We start from the raw sequence: 18,975 nt of genomic DNA on the forward strand, positions 1-18,975 counted from the left end.
TGGCTTGCCGCCCTGCCACGAAAAAAGGCGCGACGAAACCGCCGCGCCTTCGAAACTCCGGTCCGGCGCTGAAAGCCGGTTCAAGGCCTTTGGAGCGGCCTCGGGCTCGTTCCTGGCACGTCCGCGCGGACGTGCGCGCGCCGACGATTCAGTCCGCGCGGAGATTGACCGCCTTCGGTCCCTTTCCCATGCGGTCGGGCTCGACATCGAACGTGACCTTCTGGCCATCGACGAGCGTGCGCAGGCCCGAAGCCTCGATCGCGGAGATGTGAACGAACACATCCTTGGCGCCGTCATCTGGCGTGATGAAGCCGAAGCCTTTGGTAGCGTTGAAGAATTTAACGGTGCCGGTCTGGGCCATTGGGGAAACTCCTTCACCCGTGTCAGTCTTTGTGGTTTGCCCGCCGCCTGACGCCGTGGGCAAGTCCCGGTGGTTGCTTCGGCAGTCATGCATTGGCGCATGGTAAAAACCCCCCGCCGAAAAACGGGGCCGTCAGAGATTCACAGTATCGGGGAAAGGTCGTCCAAAACGTTCCGCTCTCCGGGTCGCAAATGCCCGAACACAAAATTTATCGCACGGAAACGCGGTAGTTGCAAGGTAGCGCCAACGGCCGCCCATGGGCGCGTCCGCACGCACGGCATCGAGAAAGCGGTGTTCTCGCCCGGTGGTCGTCGGCCATAGCCCGGCCACGCAGGCTGGGAGCCTGCAAACAGGGGTTGCATTCGGCGGGTGGAATGGCGAGGATCGGCTTCATTTTTGGCATGCCGTTGTCCCAAACCGCTTCGCACCCTCGGATCAGAGTCCCGTAGGCATGCTTTGGGTGACATGCATTGGAGCGGGGGCTCGAGGGAGGTCTGGTGATGAAATTTCCTGCGGCAATCTTCTCGCGACAGGGTTTTGCCATCCTGTTGCTGTCGGCGGTTCTTGCAGCCTGTACCGCGGTGGTGGTGGAGGAGGACGGACCCGGGTACCGCCCGCCTCGGCCCGAGCCGCAATTTTGCACCAGACAATATGATCCGGTCTGCGCCCGGCGCGGTGGCGACCGTCAGACCTTCGCCAATGCCTGCCTTGCCGAGCGGGCCGGATATCGCATCATCAGCGGCGGCCGGTGCCGCGACGGTGGCGGTGATGGAGAGCAGACGTTCTGCACGCGCGAATACCGCCCGGTCTGCGCCCGCCGCGGCAGCGCGTTGCGCACCTTCCCCAACGCCTGCGAGGCTCGCGCCGCCGACTATCGCATCGTCGACGACGGTCCCTGCTGAGAGGCTGGTTTACTCCCCGTCTCCGGGCGGGGAGGCTCATCCATCAACTGGGCGCAGCCGCGCGACGGCAGCTGGCGGCTCTTGCCTTTACGCCGGCAGCCCCGCCCTGCGGCAATAGGCAATGAACTCGGCCGCGGGCATAGGTTTGGCAAACAACCAACCCTGACCATAGTCGACGTCGCGTTCCATCAGATAGTCGACCTGTGCCTGTGTCTCCACGCCCTCGGCAATGATCTTCAGCTTCAGCGTCTTGGCCATGTCGATGATATGCGGCGTGACGGAACTGGTGGCGGAATCCGTAGTGATCGTGTCGATGAACGACTTGTCGATCTTCAGCGCATCGAGCGGCAGGCCCTCGAGATGGGACAGGCTCGAATAGCCTGTGCCGAAGTCGTCGATTGCGACGGCATGGCCAAGCTCGCGGGCGCGAATGACGGTCGAACGCGCTGAATCGACGTCGACGAAACCGCGCTCCGTCGCCTCCAGCCAGATCTGCCGAGGCTGAATTCCGGTGTGCTGCAGGGTCTTTTCGATAACCGGAAGGGCCCTTGCCGTTCTGACGTCGGCCGGGCTGAGATTGATCGCGATGTGGAGCGAACGATTGGCGACAAGAAGTTTTTTCAGGTCCAAAACAACAAGGGCGATGATCTGGTCAGTGATTGCCGCGATCAGGCCGCTCTCTTCGGCCAGCGGGACGAAAAGATCGGGCCGGACCAGCGAGCCGTCGGGTCGTCTCCAGCGCACCAGCGCTTCGGCACCCACGCAATTGCCTGTCCTGAGCGCGACGATCGGCTGATAGTGGACGATAAACTCGTGCTTGCGCACGGCAATCTGCAATTCTCCAAGCGGCGACAGCCGCCGCCGTGACAGCCAGACAACCATGCCGATGATGAAGGCGGCGATGAAAGCGCCGAGGGGAAGCAACAGCAATTGCCGCCGACGCACGCTGTCCACAATCTGGCTTTCCGGTTCGGTGGCGACGGCGATCCAGTCCGTCCCGCGCACCGCGGCAAACAGATGACCGTCATCCAGGCCTTTGCCCGGGTCGGCGATGATCTTGCCGATGCGCGCAGGATCAGGCCCGTTCAGCGCGCTGAGCAGGACGCCCGTGTTTGTCGCCAGGGCAAGCTGAACGTCGGGATCGACGACGATGTCGACAAAGCGCAGGGGGTCGATAAGGACATTATGGCGCTTGTACTGCAGGGCCATCAGCGGATGGTCCTGGTTGGCCAGGGGCCGTATCCGGGCAGTGACGGCAACGCCGTCTGCAGCGGTGAAATCCGGTGCGGCTTGCGCAACGCTTCCTTCGGTCGGTCCCCAGGATGTGCATTTGAGCAGGCCGTTTTCGAAATAGCCCATTTCTTCGATCGAGCGCGTGTTGATGGTGAGCCGCCGCATGCGGGCAATGTGGTCCACCGAACAGCGGTCGCCGGTGAACCGGTCGATCTCCCGCAACGCGCCGGCTGCATCCTTGAGGGATATGCTGGCCCTGGCGATCGCGCGGTTGGCGAACAGCTCCAGCCGCTCGTGTTCTTCTTGAACCGCCAGGACCCATGAAAAGTGGAACATCGCCGCGATGGGCACTATCGCCCCGAGCAGGGCCAGCACCACCGCAGTCACGATGATGCGCGACCTGTCCATGTGCGCCTCCCTGCCTTCGGCTGCGAGCGACGATTTCGCGCGCGGCCCGCCAGGCAGCCAACCGTGATCGGGCCCGGTTCCAGCGGACCTTATAGGGCTTCGAAATTACGTGATCTTTAATCCGCCCCGCGATGGCTGGATGAATGCAGGGCTGCTCATCCGTCCGCCGCTAGCCCTTGGACTTCGGTTTCAAACCGGCTTCCGCCTGCTTCACAGCCGAGCCGAAGGGGGAGATCGGTTTTGCCGCCGTCTTGTCCTTCTTGGGCTTGCGTGTCTCGCGGTTGCTGCGCTGTTGACCCTTGGCCATTTCCTGGTCCTCGTGATTGATGAACATGGTGGCGACGCTTGATGGGCGGCTAGCTGTTTGGATCCTCGGCCACTTCGAGATTGTCTTCCGTGGTGACCCGCTCATGGGTCTCCTCGTTGCTGCGGATGCGGTATTGCGGCGAGCCGTCCTTGACCGGCAGCCTGCTTTTGATCTGGAACAGCTCGGCGGTCTTCTGAACAAGGCCGGTGCGGCTCTTCATGCGAACGGTCTGGCCGATCGCGAAAAGATGCGCAGGCGTGTCGGTGCGCGGGCGCGCGTTCTGCTGGAAGCGGATCATGCGGCATTCTCCTGGTCGCGCCTCAGCGCGGTTTCGAGTTCGGCGAAGTCGATGGCGACCAATTGGCTGGTCTGGCTTTTCACCGTCCTTGCCGGCAGGTGGATGAAAGTGGCGACACGGCGCCAGGCAAGCCACGAGATGCCATCGACAAGCTCCTCATCGTGGTCGATGTCGTAGTCGCCGGCCGGCAATTGTCCTTCTAGGCCGCCAATCATGAAGGGTGCCTCGAAATGCGCGATGGAATGGGTAGTTCGGCCAGACATTCTCGTGCCTCGAAGTGTCGTCTTGGATCCGATAGGGTGGTGCCCGCTTCGCGGCACCGGGACCTAAGGTCGTGGGTCCCTGTTCGGCAATTTGGGTATCGGCAATTTGGGTATCGGCGATCTGGAATGAGTTTGGCGGGTCGAGAACTTCTGACGCCGCGAGATGCCAAGCTTGGCCCAAAAAACGATCTCAATTCACTAATCCCAAAATGCGGTTTATTCAAGAAGATTCCCGCCCGTCGCCGACCTCGTCGTAAATTTACTTTTCTAGGGCTATTTGGGAAATGGTGATACGGTCCGGAAACTTCACAAGAATTGTTTGAGATTGTGCCGGAAAAATTCATCCCGGAATCGATTTTTATTTACATCTGAAAGGAAAAATCATGTTTTCCGTGAAAACACCTGATGGTTCGACCGTAACCATCCAGCCGATTGTCAAGCAGGTCGCCGGGCCTGCGAAAGTCGTGTCGGCACGGCTGACGATACGAAGTGACGAGGCAGCAAGGCGCAGGATCGCCGATACCGACGGCACGCTGCGGCGGGCCAGACAGGTTGCGGAGACCAACCGCCTGATCTGACACGGCCGGCCCATGAACCCAGGATTTCCGGCAAGCTGGCCTGCGAACCCTTGAACCTGCCGCGCCGATGGCTTAGATCGCGGCAGGCGGACAAAACACGGCAGGTTTCCCATCAACAGAGATCCGAGAAGACCGGCAGGCGCGGGCGGCAATTTCGGCTCAGGCGGACAGCCGCCGCTGGGGCTCGACCAGCGCGTGCAGCAGGCCCTGCAATTGCATCAGGCGGGGCGCCGGCAGGAAGCCGAGATGCTCTACCGGCAGGTGCTGGCGCAAAAGGCCAATCACGCGGCGGCAGCACATTTCCTCGGTTTGCTGCTGCACCAGACCGGGCGCAGCGCCGAAGGACTTGATCTCCTCGAACAGTCGGTGCGCCTGCAACCCAAGAATCCAGATTTCCTCAACAATCTCGGCACGGTGATGCGCGACCTCGGCCGTGTCGGTGCAGCCGTCGATTTCTTCCGTGGCGCGGTGGCAATCCGGCCGGAGCAACTCGCGGCGCGCGACAATCTCGGCTCTTCGCTGAAGCAACTCGGCCAGTTCGAGGGCGCGGAGGAGATCTATCGCGGCACCATCGGCCGCAATCCGTTCCATGTCCGCGCCCGCATCGGGCTTGCCGAGACGCTGCAGGAGGCTGGGCGGCTCGACGAGGCGCTCGCCGTCTTCCGCGAAGCATTGGCAATTCGGCCGAAGGACGCCGACCTGCTGCACGGGCTGGGCGTCGGGCTGATGGAGAAGGGCAGCCTCGCAGAGGCAGCGGAGCATTTCCGGCAGGCGCTGGCGGTCGATCCCGGCATGGCCAGGGCCTGGCTGCTGCTCACCCAGGTCAAGCGCCAGCAGGAGCGCGACGCCGAGCTTGCCGGGATGGAGGCGCAGCACGCCAAGGCGCCGGACGGCAGTCTGGCGCGCATGCAGCTTTCGTTCGGCCTCGGCAAGGCCAATGACGACCTGAAGGATTATGGCCGTGCCTTCGATTATTTCGCCGAAGGCAATGCCATCCGCCGCATGGGCATCGACTATGATGCGGACAAGACACGCGCCGAATTCGAAACGATGAAGGCGGTGTTCGACAAGGCCTTCTTCGACAAGCACAGACCGAGCGGGATTGCCGACGACACGCCGATCTTCGTCGTCGGCATGCCGCGCTCCGGCACCACGCTTGTCGAGCAGATCATCGCCAGCCACCGCCAAGTCTATGGCGCGGGCGAGCTCGGCATTTTGAAGACGGCGGTGGGAAAACAGTTTCCGCCTGGTATGAAGGGCGGTTTCCCCAGCGGGATCGCCGACATGCCCGACAAGGCCTTTGCCGAGGCAGGCCAGGCCTATCTCGACCTGCTGCACGCCCGCTATCCGGATTTCCGGCATGTCACCGACAAGATGCCCGGCAATTTCCTTTTGGTCGGCTTCATCCATCTGATGCTGCCCAAGGCCAAGATCATCCATTGCGCGCGCGACGCGGCGGCGACCTGCCTGTCGATCTACAAGGTGCATTTCCGCGGCGACAGCCACCGCTACGGCTACGACCTCGGCGAGCTTGCCGATTTCCACAATCTCTACACCGACATCATGGCGCATTGGCGCACCGTTCTGCCTGATGTCGTGCATGATGTGCGCTACGAGGATTTCGTTGCCGACCAGGAAGGGCAGACGCGGGCGCTGATCGCCTATCTCGGCCTGCCATGGGACGATGCAGTGCTGTCGTTCCACGAGACCGACCGGCCGGTGCGCACGGCGTCGGCGGCGCAGGTGCGCCAGCCGATGTACCAGGGCTCGGTCGATCTGTGGAAGCGCTATGGCGACCGGCTCAAGCCGCTGCTCGACCGGCTGGCGTAATGCGGGCCTACAACTCAATGAAGGGCTGAAAGCCGCCGAAGATCATGCGCTTGCCGTCGAACGGCATCGCCGACCAGTCGGACTTCAGCCGCTCATCGGCCATGACCTTGGCCATCACCGCATCGCGGCTCTGCCGCGATTCATAGACGACCCACGAGAAGACGACGATCTCGTCGTCCTTGGCCTGCACGGCGCGCGGGAACGAGGTCATTTCGCCATAGGGCACGTCGTCGCCAATGCACTCGACATAGGCGAGCGCGCCATGCTCCATCCAGACGGTGCCGCCCAGCTGCGCCATTTCCTTGTAGGCATCGAGATTCGCCTTGGGCACGGCGAGTACGAAACCATCGACATAGGACATTGTGGTTCTCCTTGGGTTGGATTTCCTGCTCCCACAAGGGGCCCACAAGGGGAGAAGGAAGAAACGGTGACGCTACGCCGCCTTTACTGGCGCGTTCATCGCCCACTCCACGCCGAAGGGATCAGTCAACTGACCCCAGCGATCGCCCCAGAACATCACCTGCAGCGGCGTGCCGACCTTGCAACCGGCATCGATGGCGCGCTGCCACCAGGCGTCGATGTCGTCGCTGCCGAGATGGAGCTGCATGGTGAAGCCCTGCGGCTTCACCGGGGCCATTCCGTGCTCGGGATAGAAGTCGGAAATCATCAAGGTCGAACTGTTGATGTGGAGATGGATGTGCATCGTCCGGCCCTGCTCGTCCGGCGGGTAGAAGAAGACCTGCTCGGCGCCGAAGGCCTTCTGATAGAATTCCGAAGCCTTGAAGGCGCCGTCCAACTGAAGGTAGGGCGTCAATCCGCCGAGGACTTTCGCTTTAGGCTGGGTTTGGGGCTGGTCGTTCATCTTTTTGCTCCTCTCTGCGTTTGGTTTGACCTTGCGGATCACAGGACGAATGAAGCGGCGGCGATCCTACATGGCCGCTGCTGTTTTTTTGATGCCGAGCGTGCGACGGCCGCCCTTGTCAAGGAGCCCCCTTGTCAAGGAGCCAGGCCAATCCGCGGGCTGTTCTGTGCGTCGATGACGATTTCCGGCCAGCCGATGTCTTTGCGCAGTTCGATCGGCAACGAAAGGATGGCACGCTCGCTGCGGTAGCGGGCGCGCGCCGCTGAGTAACGGGTCGCTATGCGGCCTACGGATGACAGAATAGACATGATGCTCTCTCCTCGATTGGCGCCGGCATCACCGTGTCGGCATCCCAAGGACGTGGCGCGCAGCGACGATCCGACAGACCGCTGGAATTTTTTTGCCGCAGGACCGGATTCACTCCACCGTCGATGATCTCAAGCAGCTTCCATCCGCTCGATTGCGTCGAGTTCGGCCTTCTTGGCTTCGCCCTCTACCGCGAGATCGTAACTGGACTGCATGTTCATCCAAAACTGTGGCGTTGTTCCGAAGAACTTGGCAAGGCGCAGCGCGGTGTCGGGAGTTACCGGTGTCGTCTCGCTGGCTAGGCGCTCGATGCGCGTGCGCGGAACATGCAGCTTTTTGGCCAGCGTGTAAGGCTTCAGACGAAGCGGAACCAGAAATTCCTCTCGAAGGATTTCTCCGGGGTGGATCGGGGTGTCAAAGTACAACATTACAAGCTCCTGGCAGTGAGCGGTTGACAACAGTTAATTGCCAAGGAAAGCGATGATCATGCGTCGTGCATCGTGGTATCGAGCCCTAGTTCAGTGATAGTCGGTGATTCGACATCCTCTGCTTGCCCGTCCACCCACCGAAAGCAGACGCGGAACTGATCGTTGATGCGAATTGAATGCTGACCGGTACGATTGCCTTTCAGCGGTTCAAGCCTGTTGCCGGGCGGCGTCTTCAGGTCCGCCAGTTCAGCGGCGTTGTCGATCATGAACAACTTACGCTGAGCCGAACGAACAAGATCAGAGGGGAAGCCCTTCGGAGCCTTGCCTTTCGAAACCGCCTCGCTGGTCCTGTCCTTGAACGAACGGATCATCTGCCGTCTCCAGGAAGCGTACCATCACATGATACGTCTCGGAAGTCAAGGAAGCGTCTCATAGTGTGATACGAAATTCTTGTGATCTGAAGGTCGCGCTGACGCGTCGGAACGTCGTCATAAGTGTCTATCTCCATCCGGGGCGTTACTGCTCCACCTATGAAGGGCATTCAGAAGGGCCGCTCAGCCGAGCAAGCGGCCCCTTCGTGGTCAGATCACACCTGCCAGAGATCATCGACAGACATCCTGCCGCCAAATCACTCAACCTGCCGTCCGGGCGACTTCCCGGAAGAAATCCTCCGGGCTGTCGATCTCGGCCAGCCGCTGCTTCTCGATCAGCCAGAAACGGTTGCCGATCGCCCTGATGAAGGAGCGGTCGTGCGATGCCAGCACGCAGCTCGCCTGATGGCCGAGCAATTCCGCCTCCAGCGCCTCCTGGCCGTCGATGTCGAGATGGTTGGTCGGCTCGTCGAGCAGGTAGAAATTGGGATTGGCGAGCCTCAGCGCCAGCATCATCAGCCGCGCCTTCTGTCCGCCCGACAGCACGCCGATCCTGCGCTCCTGCATGTCGATGCTGACGCCTGCACCGGCCAGCAGCGAGCGGGCGCGCTGCTCGCCGACATCGAATTTGCGCGAGAGCATCGCCAGCGGCGTGTCGTCGCCGCTGATGCCCGACAATGCCTGGTCGCTGTAGCCGAGCACCGTCGACGGCGTCACCTTCACGCCTTGTGTTGCCGTCTCTGGCTCGACGACGGCATTTCTGACCAGACTGATCAGCCGCGACTTGCCGACGCCGTTGCGGCCGAGCAACACGATGCGGTCGCCCTGGCAGATGTGGCGCTTGCCGGTCCTGAACAGCAGCGTGCCGTCAGGCGTTTCGACCGCCACGTCGTCAAGCGTGATCAGCACCTTGGCATGGGTGCCGCGATTGGCGAGCTTTATCGCGCCCGCCGATTTTTCGCGGTGCGCCGGTGCTGCGACCTCCTCGAGGCGCTGGGCGCGCTGGTTGAGCTGCTTGGTCTTGACCGTCAAAAGGTCGCTGCCCGAATTAATGCCGATGTTGTTGAGCTTGGCCGCCTGCCGGCGCAATTGCTGCGCCACCTTCATGTCGCGCTGGAACTTGCGCTCGGTCGAGGCGTCGACTTCGCTCAACGCATCGCGCGCCCGCGAATAGGGCAACGAAAATACCGGCGACTGCTCGGGGCGCAGGAACAGCGTCCGGTTGGTCGTTGCGTCGAGGAAAGCCCGATCGTGGCTGGCGATCACCACCGGCACCTCGCGCGGCAGTGCGTTCAGCCAGGTTTCGAGCTGGCTGATCTTGGCAAGGTCAAGGTGGTTGGTCGGCTCGTCGAGAAGCAGCACATCGGGATCGGTGACCCAGACGCGGGCGATAAGCGCCAGTCTTTGCCAGCCGCCGCTCAAGGCCCGCATCGGCCGCTCGCGCATCGGCTGGGGCACGTCGAGTGAATCGAGAACGACATCGACGCGCCATTGCTCGCTTTCGGCCTGCTCGGCCGGCAAGGCGTCGGCCACCACCTGCTGAAAGCCGTGCTCGGCCAATGCTGCGGGAATGGCTTGCTCGACATGGCCGACGCGCAGGCCGCGCGTGCGGGTGATGTCGCCGGATGTCGGCTCCATCTCGCCGGTCAGGCACTTCAGCAAGGTGGACTTGCCGCGGCCGTTGGCGGCGACGATGCCGAGCCGGTCGCCGGTGCCGATGCTGAGGTCAAGGTTGGAAAAGAGCGGCGCACTCATGGTGACGCCGAGGGACTTGAGGCTGATCAGGGCCACGTTGGTTTCTCTGGTCTGCCCGGAATAAAGGTCCGGTTCGATGCACTTTGACGGTGCGCAGGCTGGCCATCAGGCTCGGCGTTGCAGCACCACGAAGGGCAGGACCAAGAAAATCGAAGCGGGAGAACCCGGACCGTCTCTGGTCAGCCCTGCAAGCAAGCTCGCAGGGCAGGGACAGGGCCGCGCTGACGGTGGTGGTCGATATGCACGCAGCCCTCCTTTTAAGACGTTCGAGTTGTAGAACTGGCTACACCAAGGGAGGGGCCGATGGCAAGGGCGGGCGCATCCCTTCTCCCCTTGTGGGAGAAGGTGGATCGGCGCGCAGCGCCGAGACAGGTTGAGGGGTGCTGGACGGAGCACCGCTTTTGCCAAGCTGGAACACCCCTCATCCGACCGAGCTTCGCTCGGCCACCTTCTCCCACAAGGAGAGAAGGGAAGCTCGCTACCGTCCCGGCCTGCCTGTCTTACCCGGCCGGCGCTTTTCACGGCGGGCATCGGCTGGATCTTCGTAGGAGCCGATGCCGGCGCGCTGGCGGACAACTGGCTTGGCCGAACCGTCGCGTTCCTTCGCGCCCACTTGGGGGGAGATCGGCTGTGGCTTGGCTGGCACTTTGCCTTCGACCGGTTTTTCCGTGCGTCGCACCGTCATCTCGTCGAGCGAGTTCTTCTTGAACAGCGGCTTGGTTGAATCGCCAGGGATGCCGAAATCAGAACCGTGTGCCTCTTCGGCCGACTGCTTCTTGAACAGCGAGCGCGACACCGCCCCGGCCGGTGTCGGCATGTCGGTGCCCGGGCCCATGACGTCGAGCGAGGGTTTTGCGAAGAGCGGCTTCTTGACCGGCACGGCGCCGTCGGCGCCCATCTCGTCGAGTGCGGGCTTGCGGAACAGACCCTTGCCGTCATCATCCACCGTGCGGTGGATGGCGCGGCCCTTGTTGTGCTTGCCCTTTTCGCGGCCCGAAACCGGGCTTTCCATATCGGCATATTTGGCCAGCGGATCGTCGGAGATGGACAGTTCCATCTCGCGCAGCCGCTTGATCTCGTCGCGGATGCGGGCCGCCTTCTCGAAGTCGAGATTGGCGGCGGCGTCGCGCATCTGCTTGTCCATCGCGTCGAGATGGGCTTTCAGATTGTTGCCCATCATCGCGCCGGCGCTGTCGGTGAACTGCGAGATGTCGGCGCGGACGTGGTCCTTCTCGTAGACCGAGTCCAGGATGTCGGAGATGCGCGACTTGACCGATTCCGGGGTGATGCCGTTGGCCGCGTTCCACTCCATCTGCTTTTCGCGCCGGCGGTTGGTCTCGGCCATCGCCCGCTCCATCGAGCCGGTGACCTGGTCGGCGTAGAGGATGACCTTGCCGTCGACGTTTCGGGCGGCACGGCCGATGGTCTGGATCAGCGAGGTTTCGGAGCGCAAAAAACCCTCCTTGTCGGCATCGAGGATGGCGACGAAGCCGCATTCGGGGATGTCGAGGCCTTCGCGCAAAAGGTTGATGCCGACCAGCACGTCGAAGGCGCCGAGGCGCAGGTCGCGCAGGATCTCGATGCGCTCCAGCGTGTCGATGTCGGAGTGCATGTAGCGGACGCGAATGCCCTGCTCGTGCAGATACTCGGTCAGGTCCTCGGCCATGCGCTTGGTCAGCACGGTGACCAGCGTGCGGTAGCCGGCCTTCGTCGTTTCGCGGATTTCGCCGACGACGTCGTCGACCTGGGTCTTGGCCGGGCGCACCTCGACCGGCGGATCGATCAGGCCGGTCGGGCGGATGACCTGCTCGGCAAAGACGCCGCCGGACTGCTCCATCTCCCAGGCGCCGGGCGTCGCCGAAACCGCGACCGAAAGCGGGCGCATCGCGTCCCATTCCTCGAAACGCAGCGGCCGGTTGTCCATGCAGGACGGCAGGCGGAAACCGTACTCGGCCAGCGTCGCCTTGCGGCGAAAGTCGCCGCGATACATGCCGCCGATCTGCGGTATGGTGACGTGGCTTTCGTCGATGAAGACCAGCGCATTGTCGGGGATGTACTCGAACAGGGTCGGTGGCGGATCGCCCGGCTGGCGGCCGGTGAGATAGCGCGAATAGTTCTCGATGCCGGCGCAGGAGCCGGTGGCTTCCAGCATCTCGAGGTCGAAGCGGCTGCGCTGCTCCAGCCGCTGCGCCTCGAGCAGGCGTCCGGCGCGCTCGAGTTCGACCAGCCGCTGCTTGAGCTCTTCCTTGATCGATTTGATAGCCTGATTCAAGGTCGGGCGCGGCGTCACATAGTGCGAATTGGCGTAGATCTTGACGCTCTTCAATTCGCCGGTCTTCTGGCCGGTCAGCGGGTCGAACTCGGTGATCGCCTCGATCTCGTCGCCGAACAGCGAAATACGCCAGGCGCGGTCTTCCAAGTGGGCCGGAAAAATCTCGATCGTGTCGCCGCGCACGCGGAACGAGCCGCGGACGAAATTGATATCCTGCCGCTTGTATTGCTGCGCGACGAGATCGGCGAGCAGCGCGCGCTGGTCGAGCCGGTCGCCGATCTGCATCTGGAAGGTCATCGCCGTGTAGGTCTCGACCGAGCCGATACCGTAGATGCAGGACACCGAGGCGACGATGATGACGTCGTCGCGCTCCAGCAGCGAGCGCGTCGCCGAATGGCGCATGCGATCGATCTGCTCGTTGATCGACGATTCCTTTTCGATGAAGGTATCCGTCCGCGGCACATAGGCTTCCGGCTGGTAGTAGTCGTAATAGGAGACGAAATACTCGACGGCATTCTCCGGGAAGAATTTCTTGAATTCGGAATAAAGCTGCGCGGCCAGCGTCTTGTTGGGGGCGAGGATCAAGGCAGGGCGCTGCGTCTCCTCGATCACCTTGGCCATGGTGAAGGTTTTTCCCGAGCCGGTGACGCCGAGCAGCACCTGGGTGCGGTCGTTGTCGTTGACGCCTTCGACAAGATCCTTGATCGCCGTCGGCTGGTCGCCGGCCGGCTCGAAATCCGACACCATCTTGATGGCGATGCCGCCTTCGGATTTTTCGGGCCGGGCAGGGCGATGCGGCGTCCACAGCACGCCGTCCTTGTGCAGCGGGTTGCCGGACTCGATCAGCGCCGACAGCGCCGCCACGGTGGCGGTGACGCCGCCGGAGGCCATGGTCTCGGCTTCCTCCAGCGAAACATCGAGGCCGGCAACCGGATTGAGGCCGGCCGCGGTTCGCTCCCGCGCTGAAGCCGCGCCGCCCATGGAGGTGCCGCGCGCCGTGCGGCCAGGGGAAGAGGAGCGTTCAGGGATCTTTTTCGCCTTGGCGACTTCCCTCCCCCTTGAGGGGAGGGTGGCGGCGGAGCCGCCGGGCGGGGTCGGTGCGGCCGGGCTCGACGTGCCCTCATGTTGAGCGCTTCCTTTGCCGACCCCCTCTGTCGCCTTCTCCCCCTCGAGGGGGGAGACTTGGCGCCCTTCCTTTTCGGCCTCCTGCTCGATCTGCTCGGCCCAATCGGCGATCGAGCCGGTCAGCGGCGTGCCTGACAATTCAGCCTGCGGCGCCTCGGCAAAACCGCGCTTGTGCAGCGGCTCGGACGCATCGAGGAAATCGGTCAACGGGCTGCGCCGCTTGGGCGGCGAAGCACGATCGTCACGCGCCGGCGGCGGCGTCTTTTTGTCGGGAAGTTTGGCCATGCCCCAAATATGGGAGGTATCGGCCAAAATGGAAAGAGCGGAGTGGCCAGGGGCGCGAGAGGAAACCAGGCTGCTGACACAAGGGTGTCAGGAGCGATGTCGAACGCGCCCTCAGTTGAACCACAGCGCAAAGGTCAAAAACCCGGCGCCGCCGAACTGGCGCCGGATCTGGTCGAACTCTTCGCTGGTGAGGATCTTTCCGCTGTCGAGATAGGGCGCGATGGCCGGGCCGGTGATCGACAGCACCAGGTCGAAGGGCTTTGGTTCGTCGAAGAAGCGCTTCATGTTGATGCCCTTGTCGGCGAAGCGGAAATGCGGCAGCAAGGTGCGGCCTTCGAGCAGGTCCTCGGCCATATCAAGCGCGGCGTGCCAGGCCTGGACCTGCTCCTCGCCGACCTCCAGGCCGGTGAGCGGGCTGGCGCCTTTCTGTTGCGGGCCGGGCAGCCATTCACGGTCGTTGTCGGTCTCGGCGCGGATCGCCTTCCAGTCTTCGCGGGACAGCCGGATCATTTCCATGAGGTGGCGGCGCGCCGCGTGGCGGCGCTCCGGCTCGACCACCGGCCAATTGACCAGATGAACCAGCGAGATGAAGTCGGCGATGCGCCACTCGGCCGACAACATGCCGCCGCTCATGCCGCCGTCCGGCGGCACGAGCGTGTCCTGCAGCGGCAGTTTTGCGCGCGGAAACAGCATGTGGAACGAGCCGTCGAAGGCGTTGCTGAAGTCATGCGCCAGCCAGAAATCCGCCTGCGCCATCAGGAATTCGGCATAGCCCTGCAGCCAGTAGCCATCGGCGCGGTCGAAGCGGAAGGTGAGGGCGGGTGCGGCCGGGTCTGGCGCACCGCCGCCGCGTGACAGGGACGCCATGATCGCGGCGGCACTTTCGTCCGGCGCGATCTGGCCGTCCTCGTTGAGGTCGATGCCGAGACGGGTGAGGTCGACCTCGATGCCGATGTCGGCATCGGCAGGCACGGATCCAAGCGTGGCCGCGGACTTTTCCAGCCGATCGCGGAAGGCGACCAGGATGGCGCGGAAGTCGTCGTAGGTTAGTGGCTCGGGATTGGGATTGTCCGGCACCGGCAGCCGCATCAGCGGCAGCATGAAGGATTGCGGGCTTTCGAAACCGTGGCGGTGCAGGCCGCCGGCCAGGATCTCCAGCGCGGTGAAGAACTGGCCGGCGCCGGTGGCGTAGGCCGACGCAGGATCAGTGGGCGCAGCGGCTTCCAGCGCAGCAAGCGTGCTGTCGCGGTCGGCCACGGTTTTGGCCTCGAACAGGGCGGCCGGTTCGGAGGCCGCGGCACCGGCGGAAGCAACCGGCAGCAGCAGAAGAAGGGCGGATGCCAGCAGGCTCGAAAATCGCTTCATCTTGGTCCTCCGGTATGCCGTTCGGCGGCAACCATATACGCATCTTGTGTGTTGCGCCTACTGCGGGCTTCTGGTCGCACGATTGCGAACGGAGGCGCTTCGCTATATCGGGCGCATCGTCTACCTTGGCCGTTCATCCCGGTGCAGGGCTGCGCGTGTCGAACTATCCGCTTTCCTACAAATTGTCCTGGCTGCCACGCTTCTTGAAGCCTTCGCTCAGCGGCGATCGCCAAGGCTTTGCGCCAGCGGCAGGAATCATGATCGAGCCGCCACCGGCGCGGACGGTGCGGTTCGCCTTTGTCGGCGATATCTCGGCGGTGGCCAATCGCAGCGCGCCGCAATGCGACCCGGCGATCGCCACGCTGCTCGGCTCCGCCGATCTGGTGATCGGCAATTGCGAAAGCCCGGTGGTGGAGCGACCGAGCGCGGCGATGGGTACGAAGCTTGGCACCCGTCATGCCATGACCGAGCGGTTCTTTGCCGAGGCGTTGGCGTCAGTAGGCATCTCGCGCGATAAACTGGTGCTGTCGCTCGCCAACAACCATGCGCTCGACCAGGGCGTCGAGGGTTTTGACGAGACCGTGGCAGCGCTGGAACGGCTTGGCATCCGCAGCATCGGTACCGCGGCCGCCGGTCCGGTCGAACGCATCGCAGTCGGGCCGCTGACAATAGGCTTCGCCGCCTTCACGCTGTGGCGCAACGCCGGCGCGGCGGCGTTCGCCGGCCGTGTGTCGATGCAAGGCGACCCCGCACGATGGCCGCGCCGCGACGCCGTCGACCTCACCTGCGCCGTGCCACATTGGGATTGGGAATTCCGGCATTTTCCGCAGGCTGAAACGCGGGCGCTGGCCCGGCGTTTGGCCGCGCAGGGCGTCGGGCTGATCGCTGGCCATCATGCCCATGTTGTGCAGCCGGTGGAGCGGATCGGCAAGGCGCTCGTCGCCTATGGGCTCGGCGATTTCCTCGGCACCGCCTTGGCGCGCCAGCCATGGCCCGGCCGCATCGGTAGCATCCTGACCGTCGATATCAGCGCCGACGCCGGCACGCGTGGCGCCATTGCCGCCTACCGGCTGCATCCCTTCATGCGGCTGCGCGCCGGCGACCATGAGCATCTGGTTCCGGTCGAGGCGCTGGAGGACCGAATGCGCAGCAAAGTCGAAGGCCGGTTGACTGCGATTTTTCCGTAGCGCCGTAAGTGAGGGCTAGTCGCACGTTGCTTATCGCACAAGTATGGCGCTGCCCCTCATTGTCCTGCCGGACATTTCTCCCCGGTCACGGGGAGAGGTGCCGGCAGGCGGATGAGGGGCAGCACAAACATCTGCTTGAGAAGCGCTGCCTCTCAGCGCTGTAGTCGAGATGTCTATAAAATCGGCTATCATGAGTTTGTTAGGGGGCGCGGGATGGCGATGGAAGCAGCGGATTTCATGCCTGATGAAGCTGACATCGCCGGCATCAAGCGCAATCTGGCGGCCTACGAGGCCGAAAGGGCTTCGGCCTACCGGCAAGTCCGCTGGCGGGTGCCGCTGTTCATCGGACTGGTGCTGGTGTTCGTGGCGCTTGTCGCCTGGCTTTTCAACAGGATCGCCGATCCCTACGAGCAATGGCTCTCGACGCCGCATGTGTTGCTCTATGTCGTCGGGTTGGTGGCGGCGATCCTGCTCTATTTCCAGGCGATCAAGCCGACGAGCAGGTTGCAGCACCGCAAGACACTGCTGCCGATCATCTTCGGCTTCATCAGGGACATGCGCTACGAGCATGAGGTGACACCGAACTCGTTCGACCGGCTGCCGCGCGAGACGATCGGCACGTTCACCACCAAACGCTTCGACGACATCGTCTCCGGCCGTTACGAGGGATTTCCGTTCGAGCTTTACGAAGCCGATCTCCGGCAAGGCACGGGCGGCACGATAGCATTCAAGGGGATCGTCGTTGCCTTCGGGACCATGGTGCCGTTCCCCGGCATATTGGTGGCCGCCCGCCGGAGTGAGATGGCCGTCGGGTTCTTCCGCGGCATGTTCGCCAGCAGGATGCAGGAATTGTCATGCGGGGTGCCCGAACTCGATGCCGCCTACGACTTCCGCAGCGACAACATCGAGGGGGCGCAGCCGCTGGTGAGCGGCCGGCTGGCGCAGGCACTGACATGGCTCAAGGAGACATGGCCTGATGATCCGGCGCGGGTCGCGCTCAATGGCAGCGACGGATTTTTACTCCTGCCGCAGACGAGGAATTTTTTCGAGCTGCCCGATATCTCGGTGCCGCTCGACTACGCCAAGCATGTCGCGCCTATGATATCAGACATGGGGGCGATGCTGGCGACGGCGGCGCTGGTGCGCAAGATCGGCGCAACGGACGCGGCGGCGGGTTAGCCCGAACTTGAGGTCTGCTGCCAGCTTCTGAATCAACACCAGGAAGCTTCGCTCCGGTCGAACCGCGTGAGACAGGCAGTCAAATCGCGAGAGAAGCCCAAAAAACAGTCGGCGCCGGGATTTCTCCCAGCGCCTCCCTGTCAGATCAGGACACGGTCGCGGCAGCAACTTCCGTAAAGACGTCGCGCCATGCCGGCCTTGATGTTGACGGTCCTGCCAGCCACCGCCCGAGGGCAGCGTCCGTTCGGGACCTCGCCAGTCTCCACCCTTGCAAGCTTCGTCCAGCGCGCCATCGAAGGTTTTTGCCGTCCTTCATGGCAGCATCGGTCCGCCGTAGGCGTTCGCACGCTTTCCGCGGCCCCGTAGTCTCGGTCCTCAAAACAGGCAAGCCTGCGTTCGGGGCCGTACGGGCCTCAGGAAATCCGCCGTTTCGCTTTGCCTTTCGACTTGGCAATCGGTAGCCGCCTGAGATGGGATTAATGTACGGGAGATAAGCGTTCGGCGAAACGGTTGCGAGCCTGTGGATAGCGGGATTATCGGGGACCAGGGCCCGCATCGGCGCGTTTATTTTGCCGAGATGCGGGGCGGGACACGCCCATCCTGCGGCGAGCTGCAGGATTCTGCCCTTGCCCGACACTGCGGCGCGGGCTTCAATGCCGGCGAAGGATTTTAGGACAGCAGTGTCGTTGCTATCCTATGGGGAGGCATTCTTGAAGGTCGGGGTGGTTCTCAATCCGATTGCCGGCGGCGGCTGGCTCAAGCGGCATTGGCCGGAGGTCAGCGCTTCGCTCAGGAAACATTTCGGCGATTTCGAGCTGCGCGAGACGCAGGCGACCGGCGACGCCGAACGGCTGGCGCTGGTCCTTGCCGCCAGCGGCTTCGATCTGGTGATCGCGGCGGGCGGCGACGGCACCGCCAGCGAAGTCGCCGATGGGCTGCTGCAGGCGTTTGCGGAAAGCGGCCGGACGGCCGAGCTCGGCCTGCTGCCTTGCGGCGCCGGCATCGATTTCGCCCGCGGGCTCGGCCTGTCTGGTGAGGTCGACCTGACGCTGAAGCGCATCGCCGAGGCCAAGGCCCGCCGGGTCGATGCCGGCCGCATCTCCTATGTCGACGACCATGGCGCCCTGGCCAGCCGCCATTTCATCAACATCGCCAGCCTCGGCCTGTCGGGCGCCACCGACCGCGCGGTCAACGCCGACAAGCGCAAGGGCAATGTGTCGGCCAAGGCGCTGTTCTACTGGCGCACCGTGTGGGAATTCATGCGCTACCGGTTCCAGGACGTCGTGATCACCGTCGACGACGGCGTCCCGGTCGAGGCGCGCGTCGCGCTGGTGGCGGTGGCCAACGGAAAATTCTTCGGCGCCGGCATGATGATCGCGCCGGATGCCGAACTGGACGACGGCCAGTTCGACATCGTCATCCTGCGCGCGGCTGGCAAGCTGAAGCTGATCTGGGACATCCGTCTGCTCTATGGCGGCCGGCATCGCAACCATCCGGCAATCACCATTTTGCGCGGCAGGAAAGTCGTTGTCGAACCACTCGGCGATGTGCAAAAAAACGGCGCTCTGGTCGACATAGACGGCGAGTCGCCGGGGCGCATACCGGCGACCTTCGAGATCCTGCCCGGCGCGCTGACGCTGAGGTATTGAATCAAGCTGTT

The 18,975-nt window shown here is 63.3% G+C and carries 18 protein-coding genes and 1 pseudogene; 6 read left to right on the forward strand and 13 right to left on the reverse strand.

Translation table 11 applies throughout. The features are described from left to right. Positions 1-148 precede the first annotated feature (148 nt). Positions 149-361 carry a cold-shock protein gene (locus AC0L2V_RS01655; RefSeq protein ID WP_023799871.1) on the reverse strand — a complete coding sequence of 71 codons (213 nt, stop codon included), beginning with the start codon at positions 359-361 and terminating at the stop codon, positions 149-151. 500 nt (positions 362-861) lie between these two features. Here AC0L2V_RS01655 and AC0L2V_RS01660 point away from each other — a divergent pair, with 500 nt between their 5' ends. Beyond that, on the forward strand, positions 862-1,263 hold the full coding sequence (locus AC0L2V_RS01660) for a Kazal-type serine protease inhibitor family protein (protein WP_473508327.1): 402 nt from the start codon (positions 862-864) through the stop codon (positions 1,261-1,263). Positions 1,264-1,350: 87 nt separating this feature from the next. Here the strand turns inward: AC0L2V_RS01660 and AC0L2V_RS01665 are convergent, their stop codons facing one another. From AC0L2V_RS01665 to AC0L2V_RS01680, 4 genes are all read right to left on the reverse strand, one after another. Beyond that, complete coding sequence (locus AC0L2V_RS01665) at positions 1,351-2,904, reverse strand: EAL domain-containing protein (RefSeq protein WP_473519253.1); 1,554 nt, start codon at positions 2,902-2,904, stop codon at positions 1,351-1,353. A 169-nt stretch (positions 2,905-3,073) separates the two neighbouring features. Further along, complete coding sequence (locus tag AC0L2V_RS01670) at positions 3,074-3,238, reverse strand: hypothetical protein (protein ID WP_473519417.1); 165 nt, start codon at positions 3,236-3,238, stop codon at positions 3,074-3,076. A 22-nt stretch (positions 3,239-3,260) separates the two neighbouring features. Then, positions 3,261-3,509 (reverse strand): hypothetical protein, encoded by a 249-nt coding sequence (locus AC0L2V_RS01675; protein WP_473508331.1) that lies wholly within the window; start codon positions 3,507-3,509, stop codon positions 3,261-3,263. Continuing rightward, complete coding sequence (locus AC0L2V_RS01680; RefSeq protein ID WP_027151071.1) at positions 3,506-3,772, reverse strand: hypothetical protein; 267 nt, start codon at positions 3,770-3,772, stop codon at positions 3,506-3,508. Before AC0L2V_RS01680 ends, AC0L2V_RS01675 begins: the two co-directional genes overlap by 4 nt. 383 nt (positions 3,773-4,155) lie before the next feature. Here AC0L2V_RS01680 and AC0L2V_RS01685 point away from each other — a divergent pair, with 383 nt between their 5' ends. Continuing rightward, positions 4,156-4,350 carry a hypothetical protein gene (locus AC0L2V_RS01685; RefSeq protein ID WP_473508332.1) on the forward strand — a complete coding sequence of 65 codons (195 nt, stop codon included), beginning with the start codon at positions 4,156-4,158 and terminating at the stop codon, positions 4,348-4,350. A 195-nt stretch (positions 4,351-4,545) separates the two neighbouring features. Next, positions 4,546-6,180: a tetratricopeptide repeat-containing sulfotransferase family protein gene (locus tag AC0L2V_RS01690; protein WP_473508333.1), complete on the forward strand. Its 1,635-nt coding sequence runs from the start codon at positions 4,546-4,548 to the stop codon at positions 6,178-6,180. Positions 6,181-6,187: 7 nt separating this feature from the next. On the opposite strand, the gene AC0L2V_RS01695 is transcribed toward AC0L2V_RS01690, so the two are convergent. The 8 genes and pseudogenes from AC0L2V_RS01695 to AC0L2V_RS01730 form a co-directional block, all read right to left on the reverse strand. Next, positions 6,188-6,541, reverse strand: a complete 354-nt coding sequence (locus AC0L2V_RS01695; RefSeq protein WP_473508334.1) for a DUF1428 domain-containing protein — start codon at positions 6,539-6,541, stop codon at positions 6,188-6,190. Between the two features lie 72 nt (positions 6,542-6,613). Beyond that, positions 6,614-7,042: a VOC family protein gene (locus AC0L2V_RS01700; RefSeq protein WP_473508335.1), complete on the reverse strand. Its 429-nt coding sequence runs from the start codon at positions 7,040-7,042 to the stop codon at positions 6,614-6,616. Between the two features lie 134 nt (positions 7,043-7,176). Continuing rightward, positions 7,177-7,350, reverse strand: a complete 174-nt coding sequence (locus tag AC0L2V_RS01705; RefSeq protein ID WP_164547136.1) for a hypothetical protein — start codon at positions 7,348-7,350, stop codon at positions 7,177-7,179. Between the two features lie 129 nt (positions 7,351-7,479). Further along, positions 7,480-7,776 (reverse strand): HigA family addiction module antitoxin, encoded by a 297-nt coding sequence (locus tag AC0L2V_RS01710; protein WP_473508336.1) that lies wholly within the window; start codon positions 7,774-7,776, stop codon positions 7,480-7,482. A gap of 90 nt (positions 7,777-7,866) precedes the next feature. Further along, positions 7,867-8,147: pseudogene (locus AC0L2V_RS01715) on the reverse strand (type II toxin-antitoxin system RelE/ParE family toxin). 261 nt (positions 8,148-8,408) lie between these two features. Beyond that, on the reverse strand, positions 8,409-9,938 hold the full coding sequence (locus AC0L2V_RS01720) for an ABC-F family ATP-binding cassette domain-containing protein (RefSeq protein ID WP_473508337.1): 1,530 nt from the start codon (positions 9,936-9,938) through the stop codon (positions 8,409-8,411). Between the two features lie 442 nt (positions 9,939-10,380). After that, on the reverse strand, positions 10,381-13,584 hold the full coding sequence (gene uvrB, locus AC0L2V_RS01725) for an excinuclease ABC subunit UvrB (protein WP_473519254.1): 3,204 nt from the start codon (positions 13,582-13,584) through the stop codon (positions 10,381-10,383). Between the two features lie 111 nt (positions 13,585-13,695). Beyond that, positions 13,696-14,949, reverse strand: coding sequence for a hypothetical protein (locus tag AC0L2V_RS01730; RefSeq protein WP_473519255.1), 1,254 nt, complete (start codon positions 14,947-14,949; stop codon positions 13,696-13,698). 155 nt (positions 14,950-15,104) lie between these two features. Here AC0L2V_RS01730 and AC0L2V_RS01735 point away from each other — a divergent pair, with 155 nt between their 5' ends. From AC0L2V_RS01735 to AC0L2V_RS01745, 3 genes are all read left to right on the forward strand, one after another. Beyond that, complete coding sequence (locus AC0L2V_RS01735) at positions 15,105-16,136, forward strand: CapA family protein (protein ID WP_473508374.1); 1,032 nt, start codon at positions 15,105-15,107, stop codon at positions 16,134-16,136. A gap of 219 nt (positions 16,137-16,355) precedes the next feature. Continuing rightward, entirely contained in the window at positions 16,356-17,315 is a 960-nt protein-coding gene (locus tag AC0L2V_RS01740; protein ID WP_473519398.1) for a hypothetical protein, read from the forward strand. Between the two features lie 710 nt (positions 17,316-18,025). Beyond that, positions 18,026-18,964 carry a diacylglycerol/lipid kinase family protein gene (locus AC0L2V_RS01745; protein ID WP_473508340.1) on the forward strand — a complete coding sequence of 313 codons (939 nt, stop codon included), beginning with the start codon at positions 18,026-18,028 and terminating at the stop codon, positions 18,962-18,964. Positions 18,965-18,975: the final 11 nt, after the last annotated feature.

It is taken from the genome of Mesorhizobium sp. WSM4814 (assembly GCF_055811595.1).

Coding starts and splice junctions, on each gene's coding strand:
- AC0L2V_RS01730 (WP_473519255.1), bottom strand. CDS start 14,949: ATGAAGCGATTTTCGAGCCTGCTGGCATCCGCCCTTCTTCTGCTGCTG.
- uvrB (WP_473519254.1), bottom strand. CDS start 13,584: ATGGCCAAACTTCCCGACAAAAAGACGCCGCCGCCGGCGCGTGACGAT.
- AC0L2V_RS01710 (WP_473508336.1), bottom strand. CDS start 7,776: ATGTTGTACTTTGACACCCCGATCCACCCCGGAGAAATCCTTCGAGAG.
- AC0L2V_RS01705 (WP_164547136.1), bottom strand. CDS start 7,350: ATGTCTATTCTGTCATCCGTAGGCCGCATAGCGACCCGTTACTCAGCG.
- AC0L2V_RS01660 (WP_473508327.1), top strand. CDS start 862: ATGAAATTTCCTGCGGCAATCTTCTCGCGACAGGGTTTTGCCATCCTG.
- AC0L2V_RS01695 (WP_473508334.1), bottom strand. CDS start 6,541: ATGTCCTATGTCGATGGTTTCGTACTCGCCGTGCCCAAGGCGAATCTC.
- AC0L2V_RS01740 (WP_473519398.1), top strand. CDS start 16,356: ATGGAAGCAGCGGATTTCATGCCTGATGAAGCTGACATCGCCGGCATC.
- AC0L2V_RS01685 (WP_473508332.1), top strand. CDS start 4,156: ATGTTTTCCGTGAAAACACCTGATGGTTCGACCGTAACCATCCAGCCG.
- AC0L2V_RS01670 (WP_473519417.1), bottom strand. CDS start 3,238: ATGTTCATCAATCACGAGGACCAGGAAATGGCCAAGGGTCAACAGCGC.
- AC0L2V_RS01655 (WP_023799871.1), bottom strand. CDS start 361: ATGGCCCAGACCGGCACCGTTAAATTCTTCAACGCTACCAAAGGCTTC.
- AC0L2V_RS01680 (WP_027151071.1), bottom strand. CDS start 3,772: ATGTCTGGCCGAACTACCCATTCCATCGCGCATTTCGAGGCACCCTTC.
- AC0L2V_RS01665 (WP_473519253.1), bottom strand. CDS start 2,904: ATGGACAGGTCGCGCATCATCGTGACTGCGGTGGTGCTGGCCCTGCTC.
- AC0L2V_RS01675 (WP_473508331.1), bottom strand. CDS start 3,509: ATGATCCGCTTCCAGCAGAACGCGCGCCCGCGCACCGACACGCCTGCG.
- AC0L2V_RS01700 (WP_473508335.1), bottom strand. CDS start 7,042: ATGAACGACCAGCCCCAAACCCAGCCTAAAGCGAAAGTCCTCGGCGGA.